This is a genomic window from Bacillus sp. V3-13 (assembly GCF_002860165.1).
GTDB lineage: Bacteria > Bacillota > Bacilli > Bacillales > Cytobacillaceae > Bacillus_BJ.
In genome coordinates, this window is sequence record NZ_PGUZ01000016.1 from 37,915 (window position 1) to 53,913 (window position 15,999).

Below are 15,999 nucleotides of genomic sequence, written 5' to 3' on the forward strand. Positions count from 1 at the left end.
GGGGGTCTATTTTACGTTTACTGGTATAGACATCTATATATGAAAACGTTTATAATATAACTATAAAGCTATTATATTGAAAGGGAGATGAAGAGGTTGGATCGTCTTCTTATTGTTAACGGAAGGATCGCTCTTGAAAACGAGTGGATTAATAATGGGTTTATCTATATAGAAGGCACTGCCATTAAGAACGTGGGCTCAATGGATCAGCTGCCCAATCTCGATGAACAAGCCCGGATTATCGATTTATCTGCCGGCTATACCGCCGTTCCCGGCTTCATTGATGTCCATATTCATGGTGCGGGCGGGGCAGATACAATGGACGCTACCCCGGATGCTTTAACGACAATCGCAGCCGTCCTTCCTGCTGAAGGGACAACAAGCTTTCTCGCGACCACGATTACCCAGGAGAAAACCGCGATAAAAAAAGCGCTCGAAAATGCGGCCCGGTACGGCAGAACGCAAAATAACCCAGGCAAAGCAGAAATGCTCGGCATCCATCTTGAGGGGCCGTTTATTAATAAAATCCGCGCCGGCGCCCAGCCGCAGGAATATATTATTGACCCGGATATAGAACTGTTTAAGGATTGGCAGCAGGCGGCAGAAAACCAGATCAAGCTTGTCACCGTCGCTCCCGAACTTGCAAACGGACTGGATTTTGTCCACTATTTGCACGAAACAGGTATTATCGCCTCAATCGGCCATTCAGATGCCAACTATGAGGAAATGGTGAAAGCTGCCGAGGCTGGAGCCCGGCACGTGACACACCTTTTTAACGGAATGCGCGGGCTTCACCACCGCGAACCGGGAACAGCTGGAGCTGCCCTGCTGCTCGAAGAACTTAAGATCGAGCTGATTGCAGACGGAATCCATGTCAACCCTGAAATGGTCAAGCTTGTGTTCAATGCCAAGGGCAAGGATGGAATGATTTTAATAACGGATGCGATGCGGGCTAAGTGCCTCAAAAATGGGGAATACGATCTTGGGGGACAAAACGTAAAAGTAGCGGATGGAAAAGCGCTGTTAGCGGATGGTACGCTTGCCGGCAGTATTCTAAAAATGAATGATGCAGTTAAAAATATGAATCAATTTACAAACGCGCCGCTCCTTGATGTCATTAACCTTGCAAGTGCCAACCCGGCAAAACAGCTCAACATGTTTGACCGGAAAGGCAGTATTGCCCCGGGAAAAGACGCTGATATTGTCATCCTTGATGAACAGCTTCGAGTGATTACGACATTATGCCGCGGCCAAATCGCCTACGGAAAAGAGGTGTTCGAGAAGGAATGAAGATAGTCCGTGCAAACAACTATGAAGAGATGAGCATGAAAGCTGCAAAGGGTATTATCGAGAAGGTGCGCAGCAAGCCAGGCATTACTTTAGGGCTTGCTACCGGCAGCACACCGAAAGGAGTCTACCGGTGCTTAATTGAAGATCACAAGCAAACCGGCACCTCCTATCAGCACGCTGCGACCGTGAATCTCGACGAGTATATCGGCCTTGATCAAAAGGACCGGAACAGTTATCATTCTTTCATGTGCCGCGAGCTTTTTGATCACATTGATCTTCCGCTTGAGCGGGCATATATACCTGACGGCACCAAGGCGGACCTGCTTAGTGAGTGCGACCGCTATGAAAAGACGATTCAAGCGCTTGGCGGTATCGATCTGCAAATATTGGGAATCGGACATAATGGGCATATCGGCTTCAATGAGCCGGGTACCCCTTTTAATAGCAGAACCCATGTCGTTTCCCTGGCAGAGAGCACCCGACAGGCAAATTCACGCTTTTTCGCATCCATTGATGAGGTTCCGACTTCGGCAATCACAATGGGCATTGCAACGATTTTGGACAGCGCGGAAATTTACCTTTTGGCTTCCGGGGCTTCCAAGGCAGAGGCGATTGCGCGGCTCGTTGGCGGTGAAGTCGATGAACAATTTCCGGCTTCAGCACTGAAATTGCATAAAAACGTCACCATTTTTGCTGATGAGGACGCATTGAAATTGATTTAGCACAAAGGAGAGTCGACCATGATTGATAAAAACTCACCGATCCCGATATATCATCAGCTTGAAGAACACCTTAAAAGCAAAATTGAGAGCGGTGCCATTAAAGCGGACGAGGCGATTCCATCCGAACGGGAGTATGCGGAACGGTACCAGATCAGCAGAATGACCGTCAGGCAGGCACTTAACAATCTTGTCAGTGATGGTTATTTATACCGCCTAAAAGGAAAAGGAACGTTTGTTAATAAGAAAAAAGTAGAACAGCGGCTCCAGGGCTTAACGAGCTTTACCGAAGATATGATCGAACGGGGCATGAAACCGAGCAGCAAGCTTCTTTCTTTCGAGATCATTGCAGCCGGGGCCGAAACGGCACAGCGCCTCAACATAAAAGAAAATACACCTGTATACGAAATTACGCGCGTTCGCCTTGCAGATGAAGCTCCGATGGCGCTGGAAACTACTTATTTACCTGCGAACTTAATAAAGGGTCTCACAGAAGAGATCATCAACCAATCCCTTTACCGTTATATTGAGGAGAAACTATCACTGACTATCCATGAGGCGACCCAGCAGATCGAGGCTTCAATCGCAAGAGACTCAGAAATAAAGCATTTGCAAATTGAAAAAGGCTCACCGATCTTATTAATCCACCGGTCATCGTATTTAAAAGATGGCACACCGTTTGAATATGTGAAATCGGCATACCGGGCTGACCGTTATAAATTTATCCACTCCATGCAGCGCGGCAAATAGATGTAAAGGAAAAGCCGGCACCCAACGGAGTTCCGGCTTCCTTCATTTATTTTTCACTGGCAGGTTCGATCACAGCTTTTTGAATAATCAGGTTAACTGCCGCCATAAGCACTGCGGCAAGAAAAGCCATGCCAAAGCCTTCAATTTCAAAAGCGCCGCCCATGATTCTATCTGTCAAAAGTAATGTGATTGCATTGATGACAAATAAAAACAGGCCGAGTGTCAGAACAGTAACAGGCAAAGTGAGCAAAATCAGAATTGGACGAACAAGAATATTAAGAACCGCTAAAATAAAACTCGCAGCAATTGCCGAACCAAAACCCGCTAAATAAAAATCTTCAAAATAACCGGCTATTGCCATAAATAAAACCGCATTAATTACTATACCGAGCAGCCATCTCATCTGTTAGTACTCCTTATTAGGCAAAATAAACACTAGTACAAGGTACGCAATCAACAACGGGAAAAAGCCCGTTGCGAAAAGGAGAATGGCAAATAGAACCCGTAGAATCGTTGCGTTTATGCCAACTGACTGGGCTAAACCACCGAGGACACCCGCCAGCACACGGTCTGTTCGCGATCGGAAAAGCTTCATTTCCATCCTCCTCGTTTAGTTTAAATGGGTCCGCACCGAGATAGAACCTGTTTTTGTTTCTGCAGACAGATTTACCGCGTTCACCGCTTCGTTAACAGGCTTGAAGATCATTGTTTTTTGGGCAATTTCGTTTTTTTCCTCGATAATTTCTATACCCTCAAGATCGACCGCCAAACCGCCAAGGTTCGTTCTTAAGTTGCCGCTAACAGCGAGCTTTTCGGGAATCGATAATTCAATGCTTCCCGTTGTTCCTTTCGCGATAACTCGTTCCGCTGTATCCCCGGTGAGCGAGCAATAAACATTGCCATTAAAGGTTTGAATATCCACCCCGGCAAAGTCACCTTCCAATTTTATCTGCCCATTAATCGTTTCCGCCTCAACGTCTCCAATCCTGCTGCCAGCAATAGTGATCGGCCCGTTGGCTGTTTCTGCTTCCAGCTTCCCAAAGCTTGCGCCGTTAAGATTAATTTTTCCGTTAGCTGTCTTTACTTTGCAATTTTTCGCAGATAAACCGTTGCTCTCAATATATCCGTTGAATATCCGCACCTTTACATGCTCGTATTCATCCGCAGGAACATAGACTGTGGCATCAAGTTTCATCCACTTTTGCTGGGTAGCAAAACGGAGCTTCCCGCCTTCAATGGCAAAGAGCGTATCGTTTAAAAAGCTTCGCCGCGCTTCGTCCTGGTTGTCGACACGGTAGATCCTCGCGTGGCATTCTATCCTTACATCGCGCTCGTTCCCCGGTAAAACCCGAACAGACCCGTTCGCTATATCAATGTCAATTTCCTTTAAAAACGGATCGCCATGCTGAAAAATATGCGAGATATCGACTGAATGGCCAAAATTAAAATCCAGATCAAAATCCTTTATTTTCTGGAAAGCGGCATCGACAAATTCAAAAATTTTGTCCTTTGTCGATTGCAGCTTTTGGTGGGCAGACTGCTCTTTCTTCGTTTCCTGAAACTGAACGGTTGTCGATAATTCGTTGGCGCTATCCTGCTGTATTTTTTCCTTCGACTTGCTTGCATCGTCAAGCCCTTCCAGCAGGGTTAACGCTTCTTCGACGGTAAGCTTGCCTTCTTCGACCAACTTTAATATGCGCTTGCGTTGCTCTTTCATTATCTTCCCTCCAATAAAAATGATTTATGAACGGATTTTCCTGAATTACAATTACTGACATATGGCACCGGCAATTATCACAGCAGATGTATCGATTACGCTCAGCTCCTACATTGTAATACGCCAGGAAGCGAACAAAGTTTCAGCCATTTTAATCGATAGATAATATACTTGCTGCTACTTTACCACAATGAACGGCTGGATACCTCAGCCCCGGGATTGAGTTTGCTGTAGGACCATGAACGTCCTGAAAAGTGATCAGTGATTTCAAAACTGAAAAAGCAGCTGCCTGTATCAAGACAGCTGCTCAGTAATTTTATGAATTTGCGACGCGTTCTTTCTCTTCAACCAGTTTCTTCATTCGCAACCGGTCTCGCTCGAGGACCGGCTTTAAATACTTTCCGGTGTACGAAGCAGGTACTTCGGATACTTGCTCCGGTGTTCCGGTAGCAACAATGGTACCGCCCCTGTCTCCGCCTTCCGGACCGAGATCGACGATATAATCAGCCGCTTTGATGACGTCAAGATTATGTTCAATCACCAGCACTGTATCACCGTTGTCGACAAGCCGCTGCAGGACAACCAAAAGTCTCGATATATCATCAACATGCAGTCCGGTTGTCGGTTCGTCAAGAATGTAAAGTGAACGTCCGGACGAACGGCGGTGCAGCTCAGAGGCCAGTTTAACCCGTTGTGCTTCTCCTCCTGACAGCGTTGTGGCCGGCTGCCCTAAAGTGATATAGCCAAGCCCGACATCAGCAATCGTTTGCAGCTTCCGTTTGATTTTCGGAATGTTTTCAAAAAATTCATTCGCGTCTTCAACCGTCATATCCAAAATCTCGGAAATATTCTTGCCTTTATACTTCACTTCGAGCGTTTCCCGGTTATACCGCTTGCCATGGCAAACTTCACACGGAACGTATACATCAGGCAGGAAGTGCATTTCAATCTTGATAATTCCGTCCCCACGGCATGCTTCACAGCGTCCGCCCTTGACATTAAAGCTGAAGCGGCCTTTTTTATAGCCGCGCACCTTTGCTTCATTCGTCGCAGCAAACACATCGCGGATATCATCGAACACGCCTGTATAGGTGGCCGGATTTGAACGCGGCGTGCGCCCGATTGGCGATTGGTCTATATCGATGACCTTTTCCAAATGTTCAATTCCCCTGATGTCCTTATGCTCACCCGGTTTGCTTTTCGCATGGTGAAGCTGCTGGGCCAGTTTTTTATGAAGAATTTCATTGATCAGTGTGCTCTTTCCAGAGCCGGACACACCTGTAACCGCAATAAACAAGCCTAATGGAAGCTTTACCGAAACATTGTTTAAATTATTTTCCCTTGCCCCCTTAATTTCAAGATAACGGCCATCTGCTTTGCGCCGTTCAACCGGAAGCGGGATGAACTTTTTGCCTGACAGGTATTGGCCGGTTAATGAGGCCGGATCATTCATGACTTCTTCAGGAGTCCCGGCTGAAATAATTTCACCGCCGTGTACCCCGGCACCCGGCCCGACATCAATCAAGTAATCCGCGGCAATCATCGTATCCTCATCATGCTCAACAACAATCAATGTATTACCGATATCACGCATGTTTTTTAACGTCTCAATCAAGCGGTCATTGTCGCGCTGATGCAAGCCGATCGATGGTTCATCAAGGATATAGAGAACACCCGTTAAACGGGAGCCGATTTGCGTTGCAAGACGAATCCGCTGGGCTTCCCCGCCTGATAAGGTTCCGGCTGCCCGGCTTAGCGTTAAATAATCAAGACCGACATTGATCAGAAAGCCGAGGCGCTCCTTGATTTCGCGAAAAATAAGGTTGGCAATCTTCATTTCTTTATCTGTCAGCTTCAAATCCTCAAAAAACTGGTATGCCTCTTCAATTGAAAGCGCCGTTACCTGGCTGATATGCTGTCCTGCTATGAGAACCGCAAGGCTTTCCTTTTTCAGACGGTTGCCTTTACAGGTTGGACAGGGCTTTTCACTCATGTATTTTTCCATTTGTTCGCGGATATAATCGGAGCTTGTTTCTTTAAAGCGCCGTTCAACATTGCGAATAACGCCCTCGAATTCAATATAATTTTCCCGTATTTGGCCAAAATCATTTTCATAGCGAAAATAAATCCTGTCCCCTTTTGAACCGTAAAGGATTTTATCAAGCAAATGGTCCGGGATATCTTTCACAGGCGTATCCATGTCAACTCCATAATGATTGCATACCGCTTCGAGAAGCTGCGGATAATATTGTGAGCTTGTCGGTTCCCATGGCGCAATCGCATGATTCCGCAATGACAGGTCCCTGTTCGGAATTACCAGATCTTCATCGACTTCGCGCTTCGATCCGAGTCCGTCGCAATCAGGACAAGCACCAAATGGGCTGTTGAAAGAAAACATGCGCGGTTCAAGCTCGCCAATTGAAAATCCGCAGAGCGGGCAGGCATGATGCTCGCTGAAAAGAAGCTCAGCATCCCCGATTACATCAATGACGACTTTCCCTTCCCCGAGGCTTAGAGCTGCTTCAAGGGAGTCGGCAAGCCGGGCTTCGATCCCTTCCTTGACAACAATGCGGTCGATGACCACTTCAATCGAGTGCTTCTTGTTTTTATCAAGCTCGATCTCATCGCCAATTTCATGCATTTCCCCGTTAATCCTGACTCGGACATAGCCTTGCTTTTTAATATCCTCAAGTACTTTAGCATGGGTGCCTTTTCTTCCGGAAACGATTGGAGCGAGAACCTGCAGCTTTGTCCGCTCCGGATACTCCATAATACGGTCAACCATCTGTTCAATCGTTTGCGAAGAAATCTCAATGTTGTGGATCGGACAAACCGGCCGTCCTACCCTCGCAAACAGCAAACGCAAATAATCATAAATTTCCGTGACCGTACCAACCGTTGAACGGGGATTCCGGCTCGTCGTTTTCTGGTCAATCGAAATCGCCGGGGATAGCCCCTCTATCGCATCCACATCCGGCTTATCCATTTGCCCGAGAAATTGGCGGGCATAGGCGGAAAGCGATTCAACATAACGGCGCTGGCCTTCTGCGTAAATCGTGTCAAAAGCCAATGACGACTTTCCGGAGCCCGAAAGACCCGTTAACACAACAAGCTTATCTCTCGGAATCGTAACATCAATATTTTTTAAATTGTGGGCTCTCGCACCTTTCACAATCAATTTATCCATAGCCATGTAGCCGTCATCCTTCCGCTTTTAACTCTAATATTAAATCACGAAGCTCGGCGGCCCGCTCAAAGTTCAGCGCTTTTGCCGCTTCCTTCATTTCTTTTTCCATGCTGATTAACAATTTTTCGCGTTCTTTCTTATTGAGCTTGCCGATCGATGCCGCCGGTTTATATTCTTCCTGCTCTTCAGCCGCATAAGTTGCACGAATCGCTTCGCGAATGTCTTTTTGAATGGTCTGCGGTGTAATGCCGTGCTTCTGATTATATTCTTCCTGAATCGCGCGGCGCCGCTTCGTCTCACTAATCGCCAGTTCCATTGAATTGGTGATCCGGTCGGCATACATGATGACGTGGCCATTGGCATTTCGCGCCGCCCGGCCGATTGTCTGGATCAACGAACGTTCAGAACGGAGGAAGCCTTCCTTATCCGCATCAAGAATCGCAACGAGCGAAACCTCCGGAATATCAAGCCCTTCTCTTAAAAGGTTGATCCCGACCAGTACATCGTATTTTCCAAGACGCAGTTCACGAATGATTTCAATTCGTTCGAGTGTCTTTACCTCAGAATGCAAATACTGAACCTTAATGCCGATTTCCTTTAAATAATCTGTTAAGTCCTCTGACATTTTTTTCGTCAGCGTCGTAACAAGAACCCGCTCATTCTTTTCAATTCGCTCCTGGATTTCCCCGATCAAATCGTCGATTTGTCCCTCGATCGGGCGAACGTCAATGGTCGGGTCAAGCAATCCGGTTGGCCGGATAATTTGTTCAATCATTTTTGGCGTATGCTCCAACTCAAACGGTCCAGGTGTAGCGGATACGTAGACAATTTGTTTGACGTGCTCCTCAAATTCATCAAACGTAAGCGGGCGGTTGTCCAGTGCAGATGGCAGGCGGAAGCCGTGCTCAACGAGGACGTTCTTTCTCGCCTGGTCCCCATTGTACATACCGCGAATTTGCGGGAGTGTAACATGTGACTCATCGATTACGATCAGGAGGTCTTCGGGAAAATAATCAAGCAAAGTATACGGAGTTGATCCGGCCGCTCTCAACGTTAAATGGCGGGAATAGTTTTCAATTCCCGAGCAAAAGCCCATTTCCCGCATCATTTCCAGATCATAGCGGGTCCGTTGTTCGAGGCGCTGTGCTTCCAATAGCTTATTGTCTGCACGTAGCTTCGCCAGTTGCTCCTCCAGTTCCTGTTCAATGTTCTCAATTGCTATGCGCATTTTCTCTTCCCGGGTAACGAAGTGGGAAGCAGGAAAAATCGCAATATGGTCGCGCTCGCCAATAATTTCACCGGTCAACGCATCCACTTCGCGAATCCTGTCAATTTCATCTCCAAAAAACTCAACCCGCACGCAGTGCTCATCCCTTGAGACGGGAAAAATTTCAACGACATCGCCGCGAACCCTGAACGTTCCCCTTTTAAAATCAATATCATTTCGTTCATATTGTACGTCAACGAGACGGCGGAGCAGCTGGTTACGCTCAATCTCCATTCCTGATCTTAGCGACACAACAAGCTCCCGGTATTCTTCCGGGGAACCGAGACCATAAATACAGGAAACACTGGCAATAATAATAACATCCCGTCGCTCAAATAACGCTGAAGTCGCCGAGTGGCGGAGTTTATCAATTTCGTCATTGATGCTTGCGTCTTTTTCAATAAACGTATCAGTTTGTGGGACATATGCCTCCGGCTGATAATAATCATAATAGCTCACAAAATATTCAACGGCGTTATTAGGAAAGAATTCCTTAAACTCACTATATAGCTGGCCGGCCAATGTTTTGTTGTGAGCAATAACGAGCGTCGGCCGATTGACTTCCTTAATGACATTGGAAATCGTGAATGTCTTCCCTGTTCCGGTTGCCCCTAGCAAGGTCTGGTAACGCTCACCGCGCTTTAGCCCGGCAACAATTTTTTTAATCGCTTCCGGCTGGTCGCCCTGCGGGGAATATTTCGAAACTAACTCAAATTGGTCCTTCACAAACAAACCTCCTTTTCAAACGAAGTACAAATATATCGAAACAATCTACTGATTTCTTTAAAATAAAGAACAAAAGATCGTTTTATAGGTTTTCATCAAAAAACTCATATCAACATTCTACCACAAAGCACCTAAAACAAACCAATAAAATGCGAACGAATATTCGTTTTTTCCAAAAATGGCTGGATTTAACCTTTTTTGACCAATATATTAAGCTTTTAAGATGGGGGAACGCTATTTTTCAATCGTTAACCTTTAAAAACAAGGCAATTCCAGCACCATAAAAACCTGCCAAATCTTACCGGCAGGTTTCTCTGAATCAAGCACTTTTCTTTATCTTTTGTTTCATCCGTTTGGCGTACCAGAACCCTGCTGTTAACGAGAAAGCATCCACAATAATCAACAGGAACGAATCCGTGTAGCCTTTATAAACAGACGCTGCAATTAATGCAACGGTCAACACTAAGCCGATCACATGACTGTATGTGACTCTGGCGAAAAAAAGCACCAGCAGTCCAGGCAGTATAAGAGCTGATAAATACTTAATAGCCAATAGCCGCACCTTCTTATAAAACGCAAAATTTTATTTTAAAAACAGCATTGCTCCAGTGTTTACATTTTACTATAGTTGTCTCTGGAAAGACAACGAAAGCGTGACTTAAGAGAAGCGGAAGTGACTTAATCATGCCCGGCAAGCGCTGGCTGACTATCATGGAGGTTATGAAGGACAAAGTGAGAGTTTTCCTCCGGCGAAATGTCCTTTATCGAGGTGATGAAGGACAAAGTGAGAGTTTTCCTCCGGCGAAATGTCCTTTATCGAGATGATGAAGGACAAAGTGAGAGTTTTCCACCGGCGAAATGTCCTTCACACGCGACGCGGCTTCGTGGCGACGCCGGTTAACACCAGTACTCCCTGTACATGCGAAACAGGACATCGAAGCACCCAGCCAGCTTGGATTAGCAATACGAAGGGCACCTGAAAAAATCAGGTGCCCTGCATCAACTACGCTTCTTTTTTCTTTCTTCTGCCAATTTTCCGGAGTACTTCATATACAATCGGAACAATGAGCAGTGTCAGGAATGTCGAGCTTGTTAAACCGCCGATCACGGTGACTCCCAAACCTTTGGAAATCAGCCCGCTTCCTTCCATTCCTACTGCAAGGGGAAGCAGTGCGCCAATCGTTGCAATCGCCGTCATTAAAATTGGGCGGAGACGGGTTGTACCGGCCTCAAGAATTGCATCCCTTGTTGTGAATCCTTCATTCTCTTTATGGATAACACGGTCGATTAGAACGATCGCATTGGTAACAACAATTCCGATCAGCATTAACGCACCAATCATTGCGGAAACGCTAAGTGTTTCGCCGCTGACCAGCAAACCAAGAAGCGCGCCGATAACCGTGAATGGCAGCGAGAACAGAATCGCAAACGGCGCGAGACCTCCGCCAAACGTGATAACAAGTACTAAATACACGATTGCAATGGCAGCGAGCATCGCCAGGCCGAGCTGCGAGAATGTTTCATTGATATCTTCGGTAACGCCGCCCATGTTTATTTCCGTGTTGGCTGGAAGCTCAAGCTTATCAACCTTGCTCTGGATATCCGCAGACGCCTTTGCTACGTCATCCGTACCCAGGTCAGCACTAACCTGGACATAGATGCGCCCGTCCCGCCTTGTTACTGTATCCGACGTGTTTCCTTCTTGAATTTCGACAACGTCACTAACCGCAACCTCTGTTCCAAGCGGGGACTGAATCGTCTTGCCTGTTAAATCTTCAACAGTGCTGTAGCTGTCCTCTTCCGCATGGACGTATACATTCAGCTCTTTCCCATCACTTTCAACTTTTGTCAAAACCGGCTGTTCCTGATTCTGGCTCAATGCCATTCCTACCTGGGCTGCCGTCAGACCGAGCTTGCTCAGTCTTTCTTGATTCACGACTAATGTATATTCTTCATATGTTTCTGAAATACTCGAATCAATGTTTTTCAAATCTTTGTTTTCAGCCATAATGTCCTGGATATCGGCGACAACTGGCTCGATGTCCTCCAGGCTTTCACCGTACACAAATAAGACGATTTCATTGCTTCCGGCGCTTGTTGAAAAGTTCTGTGAAGCCCATTCTCCTGCGTTGCCCCTATTTTGCAGGTCCGCAATGACCGCTTCTTTTTCCGCTTCAAAATTCTCGGTATCATCGCCGTATTCTACAAAAAACATCGCACTGCTCGTGTCGCCAGGGTTCATCGGGTTTTCGCCACCGAGGGAAAACTGGACTGTCTTAACCCCGTCTCTCTCCTGGAAAAACTCCTCTGCTTCCAATGTGAGCTTTTCCACTTCTTCAAAAGTTTCACCCGGGGCAGGATTGTATGTGGCAATAATCATTTTTTGTTCCTCTTCAGGAAGGAAGCTGACTCCAATGACGGGAACGAGAAATAAGCTTCCGACGAGCATCAATACCGCGATGCCGGACGTGATCCATTTATGATTCAAGGCCCATTCAAGGATTTTCCGGTAAGCGCCGGCAAGCTTGCCTGGTTTTTCGGCATGGTGATGGGCTTTTTCATTTATGCCTTTCTTAAATAAAGAGTGGGCCATCATTGGTACAATGGTAATGGCGACAAGCAAGGATGCCAGTAAAGCGAATACGATCGTTAAGGCAAACGGCATAAACAATTCGCCAACCATCCCGTTTACTAATGCCAACGGGAAGAAGACAGCGATTGTGACGATCGTAGATGACATGATCGGCATGAACATTTCTTTTGTTGCTTCCCTGATCAATTCTTTCCCTTTCAGCTTTTCGCCTTTCAACGACATCCTGCGGTATATGTTTTCAATAACAACGATTGAATCATCGACAACCCGGCCGATCGCAACAGTCATCGCTCCAAGTGTCATCATATTAAGGGTTATATCAAGCTGATTCAATAATAGAATGGCAATCAATAATGACAGCGGAATCGAAATAACAGAGATAAGCGTCGATTTGATATCCCTTAAAAACAACAGGATAATGAAGATTGCAAATGCGGCACCTGTTATCGCTTTGCTGAGCATCGTTTGCACAGAATCCTCGATTGGAGCAGCCTGGTCAAAAGTTGTGACAATCTCAAGACCGTCGATGTCTTTTTCAAATTCTTCAATCGCTTCCTTTACTTCATTAGCGACGGTTACGGTATTTGCATCGCTTGCTTTAACAATTTGCAGGCCGATCGCTTCTTTTCCGTTTGTTCTGGAGATCGATTCTGCTTCACCAACTATCTTAATTTCAGCAATTTCTGCAAGCTTGATGGTTGGCAGTTGTGGTTGCATCTGTGCATTGCTTGGCTCGGCGGACTGTCCCTGCCCGACTCCTGCGCCAGACTGTGCCGGCAACTGCTGTCCAGCTCCAATGCCAGGCTGCATTTGTCCAGTTCCAGCGCCAGGCTGACCTGGTTGTCCCGGCTGCCCAGCTGCCTGTCCGGGTTCGCCGCTTTGCGGCATTCCAGCTCCATTAGCGGATGGAATGAGCGGGATTTCAATTCCCTTTAAATCTTCAATTGTCGTAATATTACCATCTACTACAACCGATTTCTGTGAATCTTCAAAGTTATATAATCCTAAAGGAAAGGTAACATTTGAACCCTGAATGATGCTTTGCACGGTTTGTTGGTCAAGCCCGTACTCAGCCATTTTTTCCTCATTAAAGACGAGCTGGACCTCTTCTACTTGCTGACCTGATACTTGAACCATTGAAACACCATCAAGACCTTGCAGAGCAGGAACAATTTCGTCCTCAATCGCAGTTGTCAGTTCAGCTAAAGATTGCTTTTCATTTGAAGCGCTAATCGCTAATATCGGAAATGCATTAAAGCTGATTCTCATAACCTCAGGATCTTTTACTCCTTCAGGCAAAGAAAGACTTGAAAGAACATCTTTCACTTCCTGTTCAGCTTCATCCATATCTTTTTCAAAATCATATTCCACCTGCACAGAGGAGGCATTTTGAAAAGAGGTCGAGCTAACCACATTTACACCATTTAAATTTTTGACCGCCTGTTCAATCGGTTCTGATACTTGATCTGCCACCTCTTCAGGGGTAGCACCGGGATAAACAGTCGTGATACTGACCATCGGCATATTGATATTCGGGATCGTTTCAAGCTTCATATGAAGCCCCGAATAGAGTCCGGCCACAGTAATGATAATAGTTAACAGCCAGACGGCAAACTTATTTTTCAAAGAAAAATTAATAATCTTATTCATTGTTTCCTCCCCATTTTATACACTCTCTTGACCGACCGGTCATAATCATTAATAATATATATGACCAGTCAGTCACAAGTCAATAATAAATTGCCTTGTAAAACAGTTGCACATTAACCATACTTGTTACAGCCGTTACAGGAACATGAGCTTCAGCTTTATTTTTGCTAAGACTTAAGACTGAAAATTTATGATCCTTACGAACCGGTTACAATTTATACAAAAAAACTTTTGGTTTAAGGGAACCATATATAGTAAAAATAAGATTATTTATGGAAGTTTAACTTTATATTGCGGCGATAAACGGTCATAATTTTAGTAGAAGAGTAAAAGCAGGTGAGACGGATGAAAGAAAAAAAACTACTCATTATTGAATCAGCCATCAAGCTATTTGCCTCCAAAGGATTTGATGCTACCTCGATCCAGGAGATTGCCAATGAATGCGGAATATCCAAAGGAGCCTTCTATCTCTATTTCAAATCAAAAGAAGCTTTGCTTTTGGCTATTTTTGAATATTATTACGAAAGAATTCAGACACGGATTCAGGAGATTGAGGCGAGGAATCTGCCTCCGCGCGAAAAGTTTCTGGCACAGGTGCTCAGCAATTATGAAGAGATCATCCAGCATAAGGAATTCATTATCATGCAGGCGAGAGAGCAGGCTATTCCTTTCAATGAGTCCATTGCCGAATTCATTCAAAAAATGAGGCTGGAAGCAAGCAAGTTCTTTAAAGAATCTCTTCTTGCCATCTATGGAGAAAAAGCGGCGCCGCATGTATGGGATTTAACCGTGATGCTAAAAAGCATTTTTCATTCCTATTTTGAAATCATTGTTTTCGATAAAGCAAAGATCGATTTACATGCATTAGCCGAGTATATCATGAACAGAGCTGACAATCTTGTAGAGGGACTTGTTCATTCCGGAGAAGCACCAATCCTTCCGCCGACACTCGTCGAAGAAAAGCTGATGGGTGATATATTTATTGGCAAAAAGCTAAATAAATCCGAGCTTATTGGAAAGATCAATAAAACGAAACAGCAATTGGACAAATCCGGGGATCTGTATGTGACCCTTGATGTGCTGGAATCCGAAATACGGTCTGATTCCCCAAGAATGCCTGTTATTCAAGGTATGCTTGCCAATCTTAAAAAAGAAAATACAACAAAAGAACTTGAGGATATGATTTATAAGTTCTTTCAATTAAACAGAGATTGAAAAACCATGCCTAAACCGGCATGGTTTTTATGTATGTACAGATTTATCTTACTTGTTTGGGGAATTCATTCGATTATACTTAAGCTTGTACCAACATGGCACTTATGTTTGTTCCGCTTCGATATAATCATCAATTTTGGCTGCTTCTTTGCCGTTTTTATATTCGGTAGTATTGAAATAATCGCTGTGCTTGTACTTATTGAAGTCGATGTCGAGGTCGTGGAACAACCGGTGCAAGAGGATCGCTGTGCGCGCTTTTTCGTTTCGATTCACTACTAATTCTGCCAATTCTTTGATTTTTTGAAAATCTGCTTGAAGTTCCTCTTCTATTTCCATATAGGATAGCCCATTTAAAATGGCTTGAGCATACTGACGCTGTTTATCCCAATTTATAGAATCGGCTCCACCCCAGCCAAGCGATTCGTTGTAGACATTATGAAAATAAGCGATAAATTGGCCGTTGCTGGTGAACCTCTCTTCTGTTACTTGCGGCTGGTCCCCTTCCGCATCAGTCTGTGGTTCAGGTGATACAGCCATCTCTACTACTCTTCGATCATTGGCCACATTCTCAGTTACAGGCTGGTCCTTAGCCAAATAGTAATACCAATAGACGCCAGCCAATGCAGAGCACACAAGCGCCACACTGAACAGGAGTATCCACCGCCAAACCCGTTTCGAAAACATCCTTACACCCCCTGTTAATTCTCTTTCATCCCTGCGCAACAAAATGAATCAAATCTAAATTTCTATCATATATATAATTTTGTTCGAGCTTACTAGATTGATATATTTCCCATTTTAACCTGATTTGCTTGAAAACTCCATTTTCAAGCAAGGTCTTTTTAATCAAAAATCGCTAATTATAATTATTATAAAAAAGTATTG

The 15,999-nt window shown here is 45.1% G+C and carries 12 protein-coding genes; 4 read left to right on the forward strand and 8 right to left on the reverse strand.

The features are described from left to right. Positions 1–96: 96 nt before the first annotated feature. From nagA to CU633_RS06485, 3 genes are read left to right on the forward strand one after another with little or no spacing between them, the layout of a single operon-like run. Positions 97–1,290, forward strand: coding sequence for an N-acetylglucosamine-6-phosphate deacetylase (gene nagA / locus CU633_RS06475; protein ID WP_101658909.1), 1,194 nt, complete (start codon positions 97–99; stop codon positions 1,288–1,290). Then, complete coding sequence (nagB, locus tag CU633_RS06480; protein WP_101658910.1) at positions 1,287–2,012, forward strand: glucosamine-6-phosphate deaminase; 726 nt, start codon at positions 1,287–1,289, stop codon at positions 2,010–2,012. The genes nagA and nagB overlap by 4 nt, the downstream gene beginning before the upstream one ends. Positions 2,013–2,030: 18 nt before the next feature. Further along, entirely contained in the window at positions 2,031–2,759 is a 729-nt protein-coding gene (locus CU633_RS06485) for a GntR family transcriptional regulator (protein WP_101658911.1), read from the forward strand. A gap of 46 nt (positions 2,760–2,805) precedes the next feature. Here the strand turns inward: CU633_RS06485 and CU633_RS06490 are convergent, their stop codons facing one another. The 7 genes from CU633_RS06490 to CU633_RS06525 all read right to left on the reverse strand — a co-directional run bounded on the left by CU633_RS06490 (position 2,806) and on the right by CU633_RS06525 (position 13,899). Beyond that, the gene (locus CU633_RS06490; RefSeq protein WP_101658912.1) at positions 2,806–3,162 is read right to left on the reverse strand and encodes a phage holin family protein; all 357 of its coding nucleotides are present in this window, start codon (positions 3,160–3,162) and stop codon (positions 2,806–2,808) included. A gap of 3 nt (positions 3,163–3,165) precedes the next feature. Continuing rightward, positions 3,166–3,354, reverse strand: coding sequence for a PspC domain-containing protein (locus CU633_RS06495; protein ID WP_374703349.1), 189 nt, complete (start codon positions 3,352–3,354; stop codon positions 3,166–3,168). 15 nt (positions 3,355–3,369) lie between these two features. After that, positions 3,370–4,476: a DUF4097 family beta strand repeat-containing protein gene (locus tag CU633_RS06500; RefSeq protein WP_101658914.1), complete on the reverse strand. Its 1,107-nt coding sequence runs from the start codon at positions 4,474–4,476 to the stop codon at positions 3,370–3,372. Between the two features lie 316 nt (positions 4,477–4,792). Next, positions 4,793–7,669, reverse strand: coding sequence for an excinuclease ABC subunit UvrA (gene uvrA, locus CU633_RS06505; protein ID WP_101658915.1), 2,877 nt, complete (start codon positions 7,667–7,669; stop codon positions 4,793–4,795). 7 nt (positions 7,670–7,676) lie between these two features. Next, positions 7,677–9,656 (reverse strand): excinuclease ABC subunit UvrB, encoded by a 1,980-nt coding sequence (uvrB, locus tag CU633_RS06510; RefSeq protein ID WP_101658916.1) that lies wholly within the window; start codon positions 9,654–9,656, stop codon positions 7,677–7,679. 319 nt (positions 9,657–9,975) lie between these two features. Then, positions 9,976–10,209 carry a CsbA family protein gene (locus tag CU633_RS06515; protein ID WP_101658917.1) on the reverse strand — a complete coding sequence of 78 codons (234 nt, stop codon included), beginning with the start codon at positions 10,207–10,209 and terminating at the stop codon, positions 9,976–9,978. A gap of 450 nt (positions 10,210–10,659) precedes the next feature. Further along, positions 10,660–13,899, reverse strand: coding sequence for an efflux RND transporter permease subunit (locus CU633_RS06525; RefSeq protein ID WP_101658918.1), 3,240 nt, complete (start codon positions 13,897–13,899; stop codon positions 10,660–10,662). 345 nt (positions 13,900–14,244) lie between these two features. Here CU633_RS06525 and CU633_RS06530 point away from each other — a divergent pair, with 345 nt between their 5' ends. Then, positions 14,245–15,114, forward strand: a complete 870-nt coding sequence (locus tag CU633_RS06530) for a TetR/AcrR family transcriptional regulator (protein WP_101658919.1) — start codon at positions 14,245–14,247, stop codon at positions 15,112–15,114. Positions 15,115–15,216: 102 nt separating this feature from the next. Here CU633_RS06530 and CU633_RS06535 read toward each other — a convergent pair whose 3' ends face one another. Beyond that, the gene (locus CU633_RS06535; protein WP_101658920.1) at positions 15,217–15,798 is read right to left on the reverse strand and encodes a hypothetical protein; all 582 of its coding nucleotides are present in this window, start codon (positions 15,796–15,798) and stop codon (positions 15,217–15,219) included. Positions 15,799–15,999: the final 201 nt, after the last annotated feature.